Here is a 15,652-nt window from a genome sequence, read left to right as displayed (position 1 = left end):
CTCCTCAGATTTTGCGAATGCCGCGGTCCTCGTAGACCGAGCGGCCGTTAGCCGCGACGGGGTTGCGGCTCATCAGGTCGAAGGCGTTAAAGCTGGCGATGAGCGGGTCGATCTTGGCCGAGCCCGACACCTGCTTGGTGATCAGCAAGGCGTTGCCCCGCTTCTCGCCCTTGGCGTTGCCTACGCACCAGTTCATCAGCCGCGAGCCGCTGTGAAACAGCGCTAGAGCCTTCAGCTTGCGCTCCATGCCCCACACGCTGCCCGACAGCCGGTAGCCCTGCGGGATAGAGACCGCCTGACCGCCGGCCGAGATGCCGGCCAGGTCCAAGGCGTCAACCAAGTCGGCGACGCCCGCCGGGTCGAGCCCGACGGCCCCGGTCTCCGGCAGCAGGCCCGCATCGCGCAGGCGAATGCAGATGGCCACGATGTCGGCGATGTCGTCACCAGGGGTTTCGCACGCGACGAGGTCCTTATCGGCCTCGAACTCTCGGAGTTGGGTGACGATGTCCTTTCGACGTTCGAAAACGTCCGTCTGCGCCCAGGCCCGGTTCCACAGCAGGAAGTCGCGGGTCTCGCGACAGCGACCCATCACGGCGAAGCCGAACAGGTCGTCCAGGCCGCCGCCGTCGATGCCGACGGTGCAGACCTCGGAGCGGCGCATCAGCTCGTCGAGCGTCAGCGTCGTGTCGGCCGTCGCTTCCCAGTAGTCGGCGCCGCGCCAGCGGTTATGCGCCAGGCGCAGGCCGATCTCGACGTTGAGGTGCTTGGCCAAGAAGACCTGCAACTCACCGCCGGTGGCGTTGATCACCTTTCGCAGCTCGTCGGTCAGCCACTCGACGTCGACCGACCGGCCGATGTTCGGGTTGGTGACGTAGAAGTTCTTCGGCAGCAGATACGCCTTGGAGGCGATCATGCTTTCGGGGAACTCGTAGAGCACCGGCAGGAAGCGAGGATCGTCGATCTCGCCGTCGCGGACGTCGCGGGCGTAGTCGAGCTTCGCCTTGAACACGCCCGCCGGCTCTTCGTCGGCCTGCGTCGTCAACCAGATAACGAAGCCTTCCGGCCTTGAGACCAGGCCGCCGGTCGCTTCCCGCAGCATGGCGTCGGCCTTGGGCCGCTTGCCGAAAATCCAAAGCTCGTCGACCAGGACGAATGACGATTTGACGCCTGACACCGTGTCGGAATCGGCCGCGATGACCTTCAGGATAGCTTTGGTCTGCCGGTGCGTGATGGTGCGGGTGTGCTCCTGGACATGGAGCAGCGCCGCCAGCGCGTTGTCGGCGCGCACCATATCCCGGGCGGGCGTAAATGCGTTGTTCGCCACCTCAAGGGTTGGCGCCAGGATCAGCAGCAGGGCCGAGTGTCGCCAGTTTCGGATCAGCGCGGTGAGCATGATCCCGGCAGCGATCGTCGACTTGCTGTTCTTCTTGCTGATGAGCAGGAAGAATTCGCGGATGAGCTGGCGTCCCGCGTCGGCATCGTAGGCGCCGAAGATGGCGCCGACGAAGTCGAACACCCACTGTTCACAAGCTTCGCCGAAGGTCGGCTGACCTGGAGCATCAACGATCCGTAGTGACTTGAAGACTGCCAGTGCCTCTTCGGCCTCATTGGCGAAGAGCGGAGCGGGAATCAGCGAGCGGCGTCCGACTATTCGCTGCTCCCAGTCGACACACGCGGTGTCGAAGGCCATCAGCTATTGTCCACCGCAAGGCGAGGTCCTCGACGCGGCGCGTAGATTCCGCCTGCTTCGACAACCTCCTGGGCGGCTTGGTTCCGTTCCTCCTTTTTACCCACCTGGGGACCGGCTTCCGAGAGCGTCTTCGCCGCGAGGGCAAGTGCACGCAGCACGTCCGACCGCTGCTTCAGCGACGTGGCCTGCCGGAGCGCCTCGCACTGCTTGGCCTGATCCCCGCCAGTAGCCTGAACGATGAAGGCATCGAGTTCACCGATATTGCAGGTCGTGGCCTCGAGCTCGTCGAGCAGGCGAAGAACCAGGTTTCGGCCGCGCCCGATGATCGCCACCGGGCTAGCCGCAGCCGCCGTCAGGGCGGTTCGCGGTGAGCCCCCAGCCGCATTGGTTGACGCCGGTGCGCGGTGCGTACTTTCGGGCCGGGCCGCGCGCTCCCACCCGCCAGACTTGGCCCTCTTGCGAATGGCGCCATCGGACACACCGTACCACTTCGCCATTTCACGCAACGACATGGATCCGTTACGGAAATCGTGCTCGATCGCCGCCCAGTCGATCGCTTGTTTTCGATCGGCCATGAGCATCGGCGCGTACCTGTACGCACCCTCCTATTTTGTGAGCCCGGGAAAAAATCTGCGCGTGCGGGGGTCGCCGGTCTTCCGCCCAGAGGCATCCAGACTTTTGCCCCCCCCCCTCCCGTTGCCCCACATGGTGGGTGGTTAGGGGGCGAGGCGCCGTTGGCGCTCCAGGCGCTGCTTCCAGCCGTCGTGACAGGCCTTGGTAAGGGTCTGGAGGTTGGCCTCCGACCAGAAGAGGGCGGGGTCGCCTCGATGCGGCTCGATGTGGTCGCAGACCAGATCGCTAGTGTCGCATTCGATGCGGGCGCAGCCGCATTGGCAGGTGAAGAGGTCGCGTTCGAACACCCGAAGGCGCAGGTCTTTCCAGCGCTTGAGGTTGTACCAGCCGCGCCAGGGTTCGGCCTGGGGGCTGTGGCCCTGTTCATCCCGGCGGAAGGCCACTCGTACAGGCAGGGCCGATAGGCGTGGCGGGAGCGCTGAAAGCTTCCCCACTATCGAGCCGGCGGTCGCGTCGGTGACGTTTGCCGCGTAGTCCCATTCCTAGCCATTGCCGTAGCTCCGAACATAGGGTGGAGGCGCAGTTAACGTGAGTAGCAATTAGCCCTGAAAGTTCATGGGTCGGTAAGCGGTACGCTGAAGGTTGTTTCTCAGAAACCACCCTTAGGAGATGAAATGCTCATTTTAGCGATTGTTGCTGCCGCCGTGACCGCTGCACTTCTCTGGCTAGCTAACAAGGTTCACTACGACAATGCGCTTAAGGTGGGGCAGAGTTTCGAGGCCCACGTGATCGACAGGGCCAAGGCGTGGGGGCTGCGCGCACTAGCTGCGATCACATTCACGGTGGCCGGCGTCAGCGCTCTCTATGCCTGGGACGCTGAGACAACCTCTTCGGCATTCAGCTTCATCGGTTCCGTGATCCAGCGGATCAAGGCGTAGAAGTAAAAGAGCCCCGCAGGTGGACCGGCGGGGCTCTCTGGTGGCGCAAAGCGACACCGTGAACGCATTTAGAACTTGTTCGCGCGGATTGGTCAAGTGGGTTCGGCTCCGGGCACAGCTCCCTCACTGCTCGCCCTCTCGAAAGCAGCATCGCCAAGTGCCTCTCGCAAACCAAAATCCTTAATAGTCTTTGCCGAGAGGTTGTGGAAAAAAGCAAACTCCCTAGCGAAATCGGCAAATCGCCCGCGGCCATCGCCATAGGCACATGTAAAAGCGATCATAGCGAGCTCGCTCTCGGATAGCTGCGCCCGAAGAATGCGGGCGTATCGATAAGCGTCGGCTTGAAGAGGTCCGTCTACAAGATCTTTGATTATATGGTACGTAAATCTGTGATAATGTGCGGAAACGTAAGTGAACCTATTGGCGAGTTTTTCTTTTTCTATAATCGATGAATTGATGTCAAAACTTGTGTTAACTGTGCGAAACATCGCGTTTATCGCATTTCGGCCCATCAGGGGCTTGCCGTCCTCGTAGAAGACCATCTCGCCCAGGATGGCTAACCGAAGGTCCAGCATGCGAAAGAAGCGAGCCTCCGCAGCGCTTAGAGATGCTGCCTCATCTTGTTGTCGCTCTCGCTTATGAAGCCTCTCGGCTGATGCTTTAGCTATACGATCGAGCCGATTGTCACGCTGCTGTTGAAGACGATACGCTTCCCTTTCCTCTACCAGTGTTCGATAAGTAAAAAACGCGGCGAGCGTGGTCATAAACGCGCTGAGGATCCCAAAGGAATCGCCGAGCTGACCCGTCCTTTCAAAGTTCCACTCCTTGCCGGGCCAGATATTCAGGCCGGTGGCCCCCAAAGCTACAAGGCCCCACCAAGCCACGAACACCGCCAAAAGCATTACGAGAAACCAAAATATACTTGGCTTTCCGGATTCTTTTGTGGCCACTGCACTTCCTCCAGCCATGAGCGCGTAATGTGCGCATTCATTGAATGGCAGAGGTTAATTCCCGCCTAGCGCGTACCGCCGCTATCGACATACCCCGAAGTGGATCGCCTCCATATCTAGGGCGGTCATCAGATCGGCCTCGAGAATGGCAGCCTTACGGTCGTCGCCGCCGGCCACCTCGCGAAGCGTCGTGCCGATGCCGCACACTGCTTCCAGGAGAGCCACCAGGCGCCGACCATGCGCCTCACCCATGGCGCGGTAGATGTGCAGGTTGGCTGCGTCGAGGTCGAACACCGCGCGAAGCCGAGCGTCGGCCGGGCTGTCGCCGGCGCGGCCGCCGACGTTGTCGTTTAGGGCTGACTTGATGCTGTCCCCCCGGGCCCGGGCGTAGAGCTCGCCGTAGCGTTGGCCGGCGTCCCGGCGGTGCGGCGTAACCCGGCCCTTTTTCACCAGCCAGAGAAAGCCGTCCCGGGTCGACGGTCCGCCCGGCGTGTGCGCCGTGAGCACGCCACGGCGCCGGGCCTGGCGCTCCGCGGCCTCGGCCGCGGCGGCCGCCTCGCGAGCAGCCGCACGCTGGTCGAGCTTTTCCTCAGCGTCCTGCAGAAAGCGGCCGGCGTCGGGATAGCGGCCGGCCATGATCGCCTGCTCCGCTTTCCGCAGGCTCGGGGTCACACCGCAGCGGTGGTCGTTGTCGGCGCGGATCCGTAGGGCGTCGAGCTTGTCGCCGAGCTGGCGGCGGACGAGCGAGGAGGCCATCGAGGAACTGGACTTGAGCTGGGCGGTCATGCGGCAAGCCATTGAAGGAGGTTGATCCTGGAGGGGGACGAGCAGGCAGGCGAGCGGAGGCCTAGGCGCCGCTGAAAGGCCTTGGCATACCTATCCCCACGGTCCGCCTGTGGGCCGATTGAGCGTCGAGATGACGCCCCAGCTGAGAGAGAGACGACATGAAGAATCCGAGGATCTTCGATGGCATCGGTGCGCTGCAATTCGGCGAAAGCGACGCCCCGGTTCGCTACCACCTGACGGTGGTGCAGGACCGCCGCGGCCTCTCCGCGTTCGGCACCGTCGAAGGCGACGTGGATACCCTGCGGCAAGCCCAGGATGCTCCGGACACCCATCTGGTGCTCTCGGGAGGCGATCACGAACTTAAGATCGTCATCACTCGCCACACTTACGGTGAACCTGCCGAGTTCAAATCGGACGGCAATATCGCGCCGGCTCTTCGCCCCTAAGCCGAACTCAACATCGGGCTGCCTCATCGTTGCACTCCAGTGCTCAAGGCGGCCCGATCACGGTGAACGTGCTCGCCATGGACCTCCAACCTCACGCCGGTTCGGGTCAGCCAGTCCCGCAGCTCGCGGTGGATCCGATCGGCCGCCATGATGTTGCGGGCGACGAGCGTCCGGTCGGCGTCACGCCAGCCCGCTGGATCGATGAACTTCAGCGCGAAGTCCTCTCCGGCGACGTCCACGACGCTGGCTCGGAGGGCGGGCGGGCCGGGGAAGGCGCAGACCGGTGCCGCAGCGACGGCGGACGGTCCCAGCCAGTGCTCGTACCGGCCATCTTTGAGCCAGAGGTGGAAGCCGGGCCCGCCAGTGCGTTTGGCGTCCTCGTCGGCAGCGACGTACCGGGCCATCGCTCGCGCGAGCGCCTCGCCGCCGACGCGGTCACGAACTCGACGCCACTCGGGCCAGGCCTTCGCACGGCTGCTCCGGGTGCGGCCTTTGTCGGTGCAAGCCTTCCACGCGGCGGCAAAATGCTCGTCGCTCGCCCAGGGGTCTCTCTTCGCGTTCACGCCGTCGGGGACAGACGTGACGGTCGCGATCGGCGGAGGCGATCCGACAGGGACGGTAGTCCCTTCTTGTACTGTCTGTATTGTCTGTAGTCCCAGTCCCGGCGGGACAGAGGGGGGTGTCCCGTGGGACCCGCCTCCATCTTCTTCGTGTCCCGTGGGACAGGTGGGTGTGTCCCGTGGGACCGCAGCACTTTTCGCCGGGACTTTGCCCTGCGAGCGGACGCGCCGACGATACTCCGCCTTTCGAGCGGACTCGGCTTTTCGCGTGGCGCCGCGGCGCTCCCAGCTGTCCAGCACCTGCTCGCAGACGGTCGGGTGATACCATCGGCCGTCGGAGCACAGCGTCCAGGGCGCCATGATGTCGGCCTTGAACTCAAGGAACGCGTCGACGTCCATGCCGTAGCCCGCGGCCTCGGCCAGCTCGTCATCGTCGTCCGGCAAGGAACCCGCCGGACGGGCCTTATAGGCCTCCCCCCAAAGCATGATGTTGCGGGCACGGGCGACGTCGCTCGCGCGCCGCCACCACTTCGATTTCCGAAGCCGGTCGAAGTAGAGCGGAAACCAGTCGTCGCCGGCCATCGAGCATTCCGCCGGCACCAAGGGGTCGGGAAGATCGGTCACTCGTAACCCCTGTATGAAAGGCGGTCGTATCCTCCGGCGCTGTTCTCGCGCGCCAGGTTGCCGAAGCGGGTGGTGTCGCCGTCGAAGGAGAGCTTTACGGTCCCGATCGGGCCGTGCCGCTGCTTGGCAATGATGACGTCGGCCTCTCGCTCACAGCGGGACATGTCGTCCTGCCAGGCCATATGCTCGGCAGTGCCGGCCTTGGGCTCGGCCCGGCCGATGTAGTAGGCCTCGCGGAAGACGAAGAGCACGGCGTCGGCGTCTTGCTCGATCGAGCCGGACTCTCGCAGATCCGCCAGTTGCGGGCGCTTATCCTCGCGGTCCTCCACCTTTCGGCTTAGCTGCGAGAGGGCGATCACCGGCACGCCGAGATCCTTGGCCAGGGCCTTGAGGCCGCCCGTGATCTCGCTGATCTCCGCGACCCGGTTCTCGGGGCGGCCGCCGGCCTTGGCGAGCTGCAGATAGTCGACGACGATCAGATCCAGGCCTTGCCGACGCTTAAGGCGCCGGGCCCGAGCGGTGATCTTGGCGATGGACGTTCCACCACCGTCGTCGATATGCAACGGGATCCTACGCAGGGTCGCCGTGGCGTCGCGCATGCGCCGATATTCTTCCGGCTCTATCTGGCCCCTGCGGATCCGGTCTCCAGAGACCCCGGCGACGTCGGCCACGATCCGTCCGGCCAACTGCTCCTTGCTCATCTCCAGGGAGTAGAAGGCCACCCGACCACCGCGCACGGCTTTGACTGTCCCATCGGACTGGGCCTCGCCAATGAAGTTGCGAGCGGCATGGAAGGCGATGTTGGTCGCCAGGGCCGTTTTGCCCATCGACGGCCGGCCGGCGAGGATGATGAGGTCCGACGGGTGCAGGCCTCCGAGCTTCGCATCCAGGTCGACCAAGCCGGTGGACAGGCCGGTGACGCCGCCGCCGCGGCTCATCGCCTGGGCGGCCGTCTCCATGAATCCATCGAGCGCTACCTCGAATGCTGAGAAGCCTCCTTGCCCGCCGCGGTCTTCCGCCAAGCCGAACAAGGCCTGTTCGGCGCTCTCAATCAGCTCATGCGCCGACCCCACGCCCGCGGCGGCCGCGCTATGGCTGGTCTGATCGCCGAAGCTGATCAGGTCTCGACGGAGCGAGGCGTCGATCACCGCCCGAGCGTAGTCGACGACGTTCGCCGCCGGCGGTGCATGGTCCAGGAGGTCGGCCAGGTAGCGCACGCCGCCGAGCTCATCAAACGCGGGCTCCCCCTTGAACTCCTCGGCCAGCAGGATTGTGCCGGCCAGTTGCCCCTGGCGAATATGGGTCTCGATCGCCCCGAAGAGCCGTTGGTGGAACGGCTCGTAGAAGCGATCCGGCCGAAGGTTGTCGGGTAGCCGCTCGTAGGCGCCATTGTCGTAGAGCAGAATACCTAGCAGGGCTTGCTCGGCTTCGAGGTTGAAGGGGAGGTGGCGCGACGCAACCGCCGAAGGGCCGCTCACGCGCGCACGCTGGCGGCAAAGGCCCGGCTCGCCGCCCGGGCGACCGGCGCCGCATCGGCCTCGATCGCCGCGACGGCCAGAGCGCGGACACCCATCAGGGCCTTCAGGGCTTCGTCGATCTCTTTCATCGCGGCCTCAGCGTCGAGGCGATCGAAGTCACCGTCGGCCGCACGCTGGATGACCATCGCCAGAGCTTCGCCAGATTCCTTGGCATAGCTCGCGAGCGCTGCCTGGATCGCGGCGGGCGCGGTATCTGGCGCGGGCGGAAGGAACACACCGCCGGCTTGCAGAGACAGGTCCTCGGCCAGAGCCGTTGCGCCGGCGCGGCTAAGGGCCCGCGCCTCCTCGAACGAGAGCGTGGCCTTCTTGCGACGCTCCACGTCGGGATCGGCGGCGGTGTAGAGCCAGTTCGTCGAGCGCTGAATGATGTCGGCCGCGTCTTCCAGGCCGCCGACCTGATCGATCGCGATTGAGAGCGCTGCATGCAACGAGCCATGCCGGCGCGGCTTTGTCGGACGGAAGCCGGTCATGCGGTCGCCCCGAAAGCCAAGCTCCCGTTCGGGGCGACGGCCCTCCTCAGCCGAGCGACAGTGCTCCACATGGAACACGACCTAAGCCCCCCGTCTCCGGGCGCGTTGCAGACTTCTTCATGGCGAGAAAATCGAGCCGCCATTGAAGAAGGAACACGGCCATGGCCGACGAACTGCGCCTGCGCACCCCGCAGGAAAAAGCCCTCGAACAACTCCTTCGCGGAGTTCTGTTCTGGATTGAGTACCGCTTCCCAGGAGGGATGGAGGAGATCTTCCGGGTCGGAGCCGGTTCTCCCCGCTTCGACGTCGAGACTGACGTTGCGTACGGCGATCTTGTCGCGACGATCAAGAACAAGGCCCGACAGGCGGGGCGCATCGAATAGCCGCCGGCATCGGGGGCTGCTGTGATGCAGCCCCCGGAGTTGCCCCAAGTCCGCGATGGTTCGGCGATCCACCCTGACTTGGCTTTGGCCATCGAGCACGCGATCGTCGCCGGCGCCTGCCGACGGTCCGCGGCGCTGAACCCGCCCGACCGTGCGATGTGGCGCGCCATCGCGGACTCGCAGAGCCGCAAGGCGATCGAGCGATTGAACGCTTACTTGGCTGTCCGCTGTGGGGCGTGAAACCCACGGCGAGCGCCTGGAGCGCATCGAGCAGGTCATGACCCGCCTCTTGGTGGAAATGGATGCGGTTCGGATCGTGCTAACGCTCTTGTTCGAAGCCGAGGCCGACGCGGCAGACGACGCCGAGCGGATACCGCTCCAGGCAGAGGTCGCCTGGCTGATCGAAGACCTGCTGGACAAGATCGCCACCGACGGCGCGGAAGGACCACGCGCCTGGCTCGACGAGGCGGCCGCGCTGGCGGCGCGGGACCTATTAATCGGCGGCCGCGGTAGTGCGAATACCGACGATAGCTGTGAGGCGCCCGCTAACGAGAATGCGCGGAAGTGAGGCTCCAACATCAAGCGGCCCTGCCGCTAGGCCGGACCGACGACAGAACCAAGGCGTCTAGGGTGGCTTCCGCCAACGCAAGTCGTCGGACTCCAATATCGCTGCTGCCATCTGCGATCTGTCCGAGGCGCTTTCCATCGTTGAATAGCTTTGTCGAGATTGTCGATCGGCTAAGCCCGAGGGCGGCTGCGGTCTGATCGCAGCGCCTGAGAAAGGAAATCAGGCAGGGCTGAAGTTGGGTCATAGCCCGAATTGTCGGGAAGTTTCCCAAATTGTCAACGGGGAGGGTCCCGAATAGGTTCGACCCCGAAGGGAGCGCCAATGCCGCCTGAGCCATCTATACAAGCCGAACGCATCCGGGATCGCATGAGTGCGATGCGGCTCAACCCCTATAGTGCGGCGAAGAAGGCGGGCTTGGGCGAGAGTTTTGTTCGCGACATTCTGCGCGGCAAAGTGAAAAGCCCCAGCGCTGAGCGCCTCGCTAAGCTCGCCGAGGCTTTGGAATGTAGCGTCAACTTCCTCCTCGGGCTCCCTGAGCCCGAATTTGCGGTCGGCGCACTTCACAACTTTGCGCTTGGGGTGGATGAAATCCCATCGCCGCTAGCAAGGTCCGACGCGGATAGCCACCAACAACGGCCGGGCGCCGTACTTCTGCCGATACGCTTTGAGCTCATGACCTCGGCGTTTAGGCGTCGCGGAGAAATTGAGAGGGATCTAGGTTTTGAGGTCGCCTCCTCTCCCCCCAGCTTCGACAAGCGCGCTCAGTGGTTCGAGGTTGTGCGCGACACTGGAGCTGACTTGATCGCTCCTGCCGGATCTCTTTTACAGGTGGCTGAGCTCACAGAGGCGGATCGGAGCACCGTTGCTGATGGGGATGTGGTGATAATAGAGAAGCACCTGATAGGCCCTTCCGCTGCATACTATCTGGTAGAGCGCTCGGTTAGAGTAGTAAAGAATAGATATCCCGACTTAGGGCTGTGGTTCTACGAGTATGCCTCGACGGATCATGAATACTGGGGAATAAGCGATGATATATTTTTAGACGAAAATAACCCGGATCCAAAGCCTTTAGATTTGGACGTTTTTCGCGATCTTTTGGAAGAGTTTCGACACCTTGCAGGCAGACTGGACGCCTCAACGCTTCAGGATAATGAAGCGGCCTTTGAGAGTTTGCTGCAACAGCGGAAATCGCGGCCGCGCTTGATGGGCAAGGTCCTTAGGGCGCTGGTGCCCATCGACCCTCAAGGGGGATTCGGGCTAACCCCTCAGGCACCTCCGCGAAAATTCCCGAGCTAAGCGCTTTACTCGGGAAAATTCCCGAACTATCGTCCTCCATATTCCTATGGAGGACACGACCATGCTCGCCCAATCGACCAACACCCAGATCGAAGCCACACCCAAAGCGGCCCTGAGGGCCAAAGCGGAAAGCCTGCTCCCGATCATCACCTACGAAGATCGCCGGGCGACCTACGACGGACTGGTGGCGGCAATCCACGCCGCCAGCGGATCGCTCTCTGATGGGGTGATGGCCGCGGTTGAAATCCACGGAGCCATGTGCGCGATCCTCCGCTACCAGGGTATGCGCGCGGGTGCCGAGATCACTCCGGAATGGGCGAAGCTGCGCGGTGACTTCATGAGGGCCTGGGGCCTTTATGAAGGCTCCTGCCTGTTCACCGACGACGTCGTCACCGGCGACCTCGATGTCACCGCTGGCAAGGAGCTCCACGACGAGCACGAAGAGCGGTTCGACGATCTCCTCGATCAGGTCGAGGCCTACCGGCCCGCAACGGTGCTCGATATCGCCGACAAAGCGATGTTGCTCCACCTAACCCCCGAGTTCGACCAGTCCGGTCTGGACGTGATCGCTCGCGACCTTAGCGCGCTTTTCCTGAGCGACGCTGTCAGCCGCGCCTGGGTCGCGGCGGCCGGCGCGGTCGATGATGCGGAGCAAGCCTTTGTCTCGGCCGCGCATGCGCAGTACGCGTTCGAGGACGCCAACCCCGATGTCGGCGACGGCGACCCCGAGTACGAGCGCCTCAAGTCGAAATGGGACGCCACGAACTGCGCCCATTCCAACGCCCTGTATGAGCTCACACAGGTCCAGGCGCCGGACGCCGCGGCGATCGCTCGCCAAGTGCAGGCCTTCGGCTACCTGTGCCAAGTTACCACCCACAAGATTGGTGGCCTCGAAGGCCACCCCATGGACCCCGCCGACCCTCACATCGCTAGCGCGGTTGACCTCGCGGGCCCCACCGACGAGCGGGCAATTCTCGGCATCTACCGATCGGCCCTGCACCTCGCGAACGGGCGCGCGCCGAAGATTATCACCCCCGATTTCAGCGCTGGATCTTACGCGTCCATCGCCCTCCAGGCCGCCGAATAGCGACATGGCCGCCGGCCAGTGCCGGCGGCCGCTCTGCGCTTCCGTTGAACCTAAAGCCCAAGAGGCGGCCAATGTCTCGCGACCCCCGCATTAAGCGCCACTGCCCGTTCTGCAGTGAGCGGGATCATCTACACATCGTCGACCGCGGCGCCCTCCGACCAATCATCCGAGACGGCGCGACGGTACTGGACCCTGACGGTACCGAAGAGCTCGAAGAGGTCGACGGAGCCTTCTGCCAGGTGTGCTCGGCCAGCGCGCCGCTGGATGTCTGGAACAACGAGGTAACCCCCGACACCTACGCCATTCTTCGAGACATCGACCTCCCCACCGAACCCGTCTGAGAAGGATTCGTTATGCCCGACCAAGCTAGCCAAGACCGCGTCCAGGACTGGATCGCCCGCGGTGCCCGCCCGAACAGCCGAGAGCGCCTGGAACGCGAAGCTGAGTTCCTGCTCGAGGTGCAGGCCGATATCCGCACGCTACCCAGACAGCGCCTGGCCGAGCTGGCGGATGAGCAGACCGAGTTGGCCGCCGGATACCGGGACAGCGCGGTCGCGTGCTCGGGCGGTGATCTCCTGAACATACTGCAGCTGGCCGGCCGAAGCGCCTTCAAGGCGCGGGTTTACGCCGAAGCCGCGCGGGCCGCGTAACGTGGAGGGGCTATCCGAGGACAAGCTCGAGGGCGTGCGCGCCATCGCCGACTTCCTGGGGTGGGCCGGAAAGGCCGGCGAGCGCCGCGTCTATCATGTGCGAGAACGCGGCCTGGGGCCGATCCGCAAGCGCGAAGGTATCGGCTACTATGCCTTTCGATCCGAGCTGACCGAATGGCTGAAGTCGGAAGATACCCTCGGGGGCGACCGCGCGGCTTGACGCTGGGCGTACTGCTGCCGTTCTAATCCTTCATGGCCAACATCCAGAAATTCCAGGGCCCCCCGCGGAAGGACGGCACGCGCGCGACGAAGTGGCGAGCCGCCACCAAGGACGCGAGCGGCAAGCGGATTTCGAAGGTCTTCGCGCGCAAGGGCGATGCCGAGGCCTGGCTGAAGGAAGTCGATCGCGCCGGCGTCGTGGGCTCCTCGACCATGACCGTGCTGGCCGTGGCCCGCGAGCACTACGCCCACTTCGACAAGCTGGTGAAGAAGGGGGCCAAGGAGGCCGCGACCCGGGACGGCTACGACACCGCGATCGACAAGCACCTGACCTCAGCGCCCGAGTTCTCGGCGACGCGCATGTGCGACCTGACCACGCCCAAGGCGCAGAACTACCTCGACGCCATTTTCGAGACCTCCGGGTCGCTCGACCTCACCCGCCGCCAGCGGCGCTACCTGGTCACCTGGTTCGACTTCGCCATTCGGAAGGGCTGGCTTGGCGTGAACCCGGCCCGCGCCACCAAGATTGAGGTTGTCGAGCGCGTTGACGACGAGGACGTCATCGAGATCCCCGCCAAGGAAACCCTGGCGGCCGTGCTAAAGGCGGCGGGGCGGGGCGACAACGCGGTGCGGGACACGGCCGTCGTGCGCCTGCTCATGTTCGCAGGGCCGCGCATTTCCGAGCTGCTGGGCCTGGCCGACGACAAGGCGGCGATCACCAAGGATGGTGGCGAGGTGGCCATCACCGAGCGCCTGTGCGGCAAGTACCTGACCCTTGGTTCGCCGAAGTCGAAGAAGAGCCGCCGTAAGGTTCCGATCGGCCCCGCCGCGGCGATGGCCGTCCGCTCCTGGCGCCTGCGTCGCGGCCCGGCCCAGGCGTTCACGCTGGACGGCGGCAAGGGGAGGGAGCGCCACGCCGGTCGGCTGTTCCCAAGCGCCGACGGACCGCTGTGGAGCTATCAAGCCTTCTGGCGCGAATGCTGGCTGCCGCTGATGCGGCGCGCCGGGCTTGTCGAGATGATCCCCGATTCCAAGGGCAAGAACCGGCCCGTGCCGGCGTTTGGCCCGCACGCGCTGCGGCATGTGGCCGTCAGCCTTTGGATCGCCCAGGGGCTTAGCCCCAAACGTGTGCAGGAGCTAGCTGGGCATTCGAGCCTCGCGATGACGATGGACTTGTATGGCCACCTCTGGACCGACGACGAGGCGGACGCGGCCTTGGCCAGGCGGAGCGAGGGGCTTATCTGCTGAACGATGAGCTTCAGCCCGCGTTAATACCGGTCGTGAGATGTTGAGTTGTCAACAGACGGTTGACAAAAGTTCTAACCTGTTAACATGTCGACCCCGACAGGTGAGCCATTGCCAAGTAGCTCACCATGAGGCCTTCGCCGAGGCCACGGAGAGAAAAATGGCTGCGCAGTTGAAGGACGGAGGTCGTTACCCGTCCGTTCAGAAACTCGACAAGTCGGAGTTCGCTCGTTTCGTCACGACGTGCCAGAACGCCCCGAAGCCGTCGCAGTCGCTCCAGCGCCTCCTTGAAGCGAGCCGCGCGCGGAAGGCCGCTTGCCGCTCGATCTAGCACGCGTCCGGATCGAGGCCCTTAACGACCTTCACGAGCGCAGCCGTTTCCGCTGCTCGTATCGCCGTATTCAGAACTTCCTCCGCGGCAACATCTGCCGCGCGCAGCGGAGGAATGCATTGCGCGCCTTCGTGGCCTGCGAGGAAGGCAGTAGGACGGTCGTTGGATACTACTACCTGACAGCCACGTCCGTTGAGCACGAAGACGTCGGCCTAGAAGCGGCTGTCGACTTTAACCAATTCAACAAAATTCCGGCCGTTTACCTCGGCATGATCGGCGTCCACACAACCTACTGTCGCCAGGGGCTTGGCACAGAACTGATGTTCGACATCTTCCGGCAGGCTGAAGAGGTTGCGAACCGTGTGGGCATATGGGCGCTGACCCTGGACGCGGTCGATGAGGAAGCTGCGGCCTACTACGAGCGGTTCGATTTCCAGCGGTTTAAGCCGGGCAGCCTGGAGATGTATCTCCCGATAGACACCATCCGGGCGGTGAACGAAACGCGCCGCGAGGCGGATGAAGAAGCGCGACTTGAAGCGGAAAGACTATTGGCCGAGGCGGCCAATGAGGAAGCGGTTGATCAACAGGCAGGGGAAGGCGCTCCGCCAGCCGAGCGCACAATCGGCGCATAAGCCGGATAACGCGCTGATTTTATTCGAGGCGTATCGCTCTTAAAATCCGCCGGCCGCAAGGCCTTGCCGGTTCGACCCCGGCTGCCCGCACCACGGCCGCTCCCAGGATCAGAAGACCGTCAGCGTCGGGGCCGTATGGAGAACCCCGTAGACGGTGCAGTTGCCCGGCGTGCCGGGGATGATCGTGTCGTTGAATAACGCCTGGCCGTAGCCGCTGGGCTGGGTCCAGATGGCCACGACCGAGCCGCTGCAGGATCCGAGGATCGTGTTGAAGCTGAAGCCATAGAACAGCACCTGGTACGTCGAGAGGGGATAGACGGCCCCGGGGAGCCCGGTCGGGGTCACGAGCCAGCCACAGCGCCAGTCGCCCTCGGAGAAGCTGGCGTCGGTGATTTCCACCTGAGAGCCGCCTGCCACGACCTTCCCGCCCAGCCAGACCCGGCAGGTGATCGTGAAGCCGTTCTGCTCGATGGCGAGATCGCCGCCGAACGCCACCGGGTTCTGCGGATTGGGGGTGAAGATCGCCGCGGTCGCCGACGCGGCGGGGATCGCCGCCGCCAGGGCGGCGGCGCACAGGAAAGTCACGGCTTTAGGCATGATGGCGCCTCCCAGATTGCTTTCCGCCTGTCGCGGTCTCCAGAGTTCTGCCGCCGCCCCCTACTGGCG

General features: G+C 64.1%; 20 protein-coding genes. 11 read left to right on the top strand and 9 right to left on the bottom strand.

What is annotated here, in order from left to right; all coding sequences use genetic code 11:
* Nucleotides 1-4: 4 nt before the first annotated feature.
* From SGCZBJ_RS03795 to SGCZBJ_RS03785, 3 genes are all read right to left on the bottom strand, one after another.
* Nucleotides 5-1,690, bottom strand: a complete 1,686-nt coding sequence (locus tag SGCZBJ_RS03795) for a terminase large subunit (RefSeq protein ID WP_101716693.1) — start codon at nt 1,688-1,690, stop codon at nt 5-7.
* Nucleotides 1,690-2,271, bottom strand: coding sequence for a hypothetical protein (locus SGCZBJ_RS03790; protein WP_101716692.1), 582 nt, complete (start codon nt 2,269-2,271; stop codon nt 1,690-1,692). The genes SGCZBJ_RS03795 and SGCZBJ_RS03790 overlap by 1 nt, the downstream gene beginning before the upstream one ends.
* Before the next feature lie 135 nt (nt 2,272-2,406).
* The gene (locus tag SGCZBJ_RS03785) at nt 2,407-2,706 is read right to left on the bottom strand and encodes an HNH endonuclease (RefSeq protein WP_205685312.1); all 300 of its coding nucleotides are present in this window, start codon (nt 2,704-2,706) and stop codon (nt 2,407-2,409) included.
* Between the two features lie 231 nt (nt 2,707-2,937).
* Here SGCZBJ_RS03785 and SGCZBJ_RS03780 point away from each other — a divergent pair, with 231 nt between their 5' ends.
* The gene (locus tag SGCZBJ_RS03780) at nt 2,938-3,201 is read left to right on the top strand and encodes a hypothetical protein (RefSeq protein WP_101716691.1); all 264 of its coding nucleotides are present in this window, start codon (nt 2,938-2,940) and stop codon (nt 3,199-3,201) included.
* A 92-nt stretch (nt 3,202-3,293) separates the two neighbouring features.
* On the opposite strand, the gene SGCZBJ_RS03775 is transcribed toward SGCZBJ_RS03780, so the two are convergent.
* The gene (locus SGCZBJ_RS03775; RefSeq protein WP_165799230.1) at nt 3,294-4,151 is read right to left on the bottom strand and encodes a putative phage abortive infection protein; all 858 of its coding nucleotides are present in this window, start codon (nt 4,149-4,151) and stop codon (nt 3,294-3,296) included.
* Nucleotides 4,152-4,232: 81 nt separating this feature from the next.
* Complete coding sequence (locus tag SGCZBJ_RS03770; RefSeq protein WP_101716689.1) at nt 4,233-4,937, bottom strand: hypothetical protein; 705 nt, start codon at nt 4,935-4,937, stop codon at nt 4,233-4,235.
* 158 nt (nt 4,938-5,095) lie between these two features.
* Between SGCZBJ_RS03770 and SGCZBJ_RS03765 the strand changes: the two genes are divergently transcribed.
* The gene (locus SGCZBJ_RS03765; protein WP_101716688.1) at nt 5,096-5,383 is read left to right on the top strand and encodes a hypothetical protein; all 288 of its coding nucleotides are present in this window, start codon (nt 5,096-5,098) and stop codon (nt 5,381-5,383) included.
* A gap of 23 nt (nt 5,384-5,406) precedes the next feature.
* Here the strand turns inward: SGCZBJ_RS03765 and SGCZBJ_RS03760 are convergent, their stop codons facing one another.
* Genes SGCZBJ_RS03760 through SGCZBJ_RS03750 form a run of 3 tightly spaced genes read right to left on the bottom strand, consistent with a single transcriptional unit; the run spans nt 5,407 to nt 8,575 of the window.
* On the bottom strand, nt 5,407-6,567 hold the full coding sequence (locus tag SGCZBJ_RS03760; protein ID WP_101716687.1) for a DUF1376 domain-containing protein: 1,161 nt from the start codon (nt 6,565-6,567) through the stop codon (nt 5,407-5,409).
* Complete coding sequence (locus SGCZBJ_RS03755; RefSeq protein WP_101716686.1) at nt 6,564-8,045, bottom strand: replicative DNA helicase; 1,482 nt, start codon at nt 8,043-8,045, stop codon at nt 6,564-6,566. Before SGCZBJ_RS03755 ends, SGCZBJ_RS03760 begins: the two co-directional genes overlap by 4 nt.
* A complete protein-coding gene (locus tag SGCZBJ_RS03750; protein ID WP_101716685.1) occupies nt 8,042-8,575 on the bottom strand; it encodes a phage regulatory CII family protein in 534 nt (177 codons plus the stop codon). The genes SGCZBJ_RS03755 and SGCZBJ_RS03750 overlap by 4 nt, the downstream gene beginning before the upstream one ends.
* A gap of 161 nt (nt 8,576-8,736) precedes the next feature.
* Between SGCZBJ_RS03750 and SGCZBJ_RS03745 the strand changes: the two genes are divergently transcribed.
* From SGCZBJ_RS03745 to SGCZBJ_RS03700, 9 genes are all read left to right on the top strand, one after another.
* Entirely contained in the window at nt 8,737-8,958 is a 222-nt protein-coding gene (locus SGCZBJ_RS03745; RefSeq protein ID WP_101716684.1) for a hypothetical protein, read from the top strand.
* 277 nt (nt 8,959-9,235) lie between these two features.
* Nucleotides 9,236-9,526 carry a hypothetical protein gene (locus tag SGCZBJ_RS03735; protein WP_133149178.1) on the top strand — a complete coding sequence of 97 codons (291 nt, stop codon included), beginning with the start codon at nt 9,236-9,238 and terminating at the stop codon, nt 9,524-9,526.
* 321 nt (nt 9,527-9,847) lie between these two features.
* Nucleotides 9,848-10,822, top strand: coding sequence for a helix-turn-helix domain-containing protein (locus SGCZBJ_RS03730; protein ID WP_101716681.1), 975 nt, complete (start codon nt 9,848-9,850; stop codon nt 10,820-10,822).
* A 61-nt stretch (nt 10,823-10,883) separates the two neighbouring features.
* On the top strand, nt 10,884-11,909 hold the full coding sequence (locus SGCZBJ_RS03725; RefSeq protein ID WP_133149177.1) for a hypothetical protein: 1,026 nt from the start codon (nt 10,884-10,886) through the stop codon (nt 11,907-11,909).
* 71 nt (nt 11,910-11,980) lie between these two features.
* Nucleotides 11,981-12,250: a hypothetical protein gene (locus SGCZBJ_RS03720; protein WP_101716679.1), complete on the top strand. Its 270-nt coding sequence runs from the start codon at nt 11,981-11,983 to the stop codon at nt 12,248-12,250.
* 12 nt (nt 12,251-12,262) lie between these two features.
* Complete coding sequence (locus SGCZBJ_RS03715; protein ID WP_101716678.1) at nt 12,263-12,559, top strand: hypothetical protein; 297 nt, start codon at nt 12,263-12,265, stop codon at nt 12,557-12,559.
* A gap of 34 nt (nt 12,560-12,593) precedes the next feature.
* A complete protein-coding gene (locus SGCZBJ_RS03710; protein ID WP_133149176.1) occupies nt 12,594-12,779 on the top strand; it encodes a hypothetical protein in 186 nt (61 codons plus the stop codon).
* A gap of 32 nt (nt 12,780-12,811) precedes the next feature.
* Nucleotides 12,812-14,026: a tyrosine-type recombinase/integrase gene (locus SGCZBJ_RS03705; protein ID WP_101716676.1), complete on the top strand. Its 1,215-nt coding sequence runs from the start codon at nt 12,812-12,814 to the stop codon at nt 14,024-14,026.
* Between the two features lie 312 nt (nt 14,027-14,338).
* Nucleotides 14,339-14,986, top strand: a complete 648-nt coding sequence (locus tag SGCZBJ_RS03700; protein ID WP_101716675.1) for a GNAT family N-acetyltransferase — start codon at nt 14,339-14,341, stop codon at nt 14,984-14,986.
* Between the two features lie 108 nt (nt 14,987-15,094).
* Here the strand turns inward: SGCZBJ_RS03700 and SGCZBJ_RS03695 are convergent, their stop codons facing one another.
* Entirely contained in the window at nt 15,095-15,583 is a 489-nt protein-coding gene (locus SGCZBJ_RS03695; RefSeq protein WP_133149175.1) for a protein activator of alkane oxidation PraB, read from the bottom strand.
* Nucleotides 15,584-15,652: the final 69 nt, after the last annotated feature.

Source organism: Caulobacter zeae (assembly GCF_002858925.1).
GTDB classification, from domain to species: Bacteria; Pseudomonadota; Alphaproteobacteria; order Caulobacterales; family Caulobacteraceae; genus Caulobacter; species Caulobacter zeae.
Note: the sequence above shows the minus strand (reverse complement) of the source record. Positions and strands in the feature narration are given on the sequence as shown.

What these genes read in the sequence shown, in the direction of transcription:
- SGCZBJ_RS03795 (WP_101716693.1), bottom strand. Translation starts at nt 1,690, where the DNA reads ATGGCCTTCGACACCGCGTGTGTCGACTGGGAGCAGCGAATAGTCGGA.
- SGCZBJ_RS03790 (WP_101716692.1), bottom strand. Translation starts at nt 2,271, where the DNA reads ATGCTCATGGCCGATCGAAAACAAGCGATCGACTGGGCGGCGATCGAG.
- SGCZBJ_RS03780 (WP_101716691.1), top strand. Translation starts at nt 2,938, where the DNA reads ATGCTCATTTTAGCGATTGTTGCTGCCGCCGTGACCGCTGCACTTCTC.
- SGCZBJ_RS03770 (WP_101716689.1), bottom strand. Translation starts at nt 4,937, where the DNA reads ATGACCGCCCAGCTCAAGTCCAGTTCCTCGATGGCCTCCTCGCTCGTC.
- SGCZBJ_RS03765 (WP_101716688.1), top strand. Translation starts at nt 5,096, where the DNA reads ATGAAGAATCCGAGGATCTTCGATGGCATCGGTGCGCTGCAATTCGGC.
- SGCZBJ_RS03750 (WP_101716685.1), bottom strand. Translation starts at nt 8,575, where the DNA reads ATGACCGGCTTCCGTCCGACAAAGCCGCGCCGGCATGGCTCGTTGCAT.
- SGCZBJ_RS03745 (WP_101716684.1), top strand. Translation starts at nt 8,737, where the DNA reads ATGGCCGACGAACTGCGCCTGCGCACCCCGCAGGAAAAAGCCCTCGAA.
- SGCZBJ_RS03735 (WP_133149178.1), top strand. Translation starts at nt 9,236, where the DNA reads ATGACCCGCCTCTTGGTGGAAATGGATGCGGTTCGGATCGTGCTAACG.
- SGCZBJ_RS03730 (WP_101716681.1), top strand. Translation starts at nt 9,848, where the DNA reads ATGCCGCCTGAGCCATCTATACAAGCCGAACGCATCCGGGATCGCATG.
- SGCZBJ_RS03725 (WP_133149177.1), top strand. Translation starts at nt 10,884, where the DNA reads ATGCTCGCCCAATCGACCAACACCCAGATCGAAGCCACACCCAAAGCG.
- SGCZBJ_RS03720 (WP_101716679.1), top strand. Translation starts at nt 11,981, where the DNA reads ATGTCTCGCGACCCCCGCATTAAGCGCCACTGCCCGTTCTGCAGTGAG.
- SGCZBJ_RS03715 (WP_101716678.1), top strand. Translation starts at nt 12,263, where the DNA reads ATGCCCGACCAAGCTAGCCAAGACCGCGTCCAGGACTGGATCGCCCGC.
- SGCZBJ_RS03705 (WP_101716676.1), top strand. Translation starts at nt 12,812, where the DNA reads ATGGCCAACATCCAGAAATTCCAGGGCCCCCCGCGGAAGGACGGCACG.
- SGCZBJ_RS03695 (WP_133149175.1), bottom strand. Translation starts at nt 15,583, where the DNA reads ATGCCTAAAGCCGTGACTTTCCTGTGCGCCGCCGCCCTGGCGGCGGCG.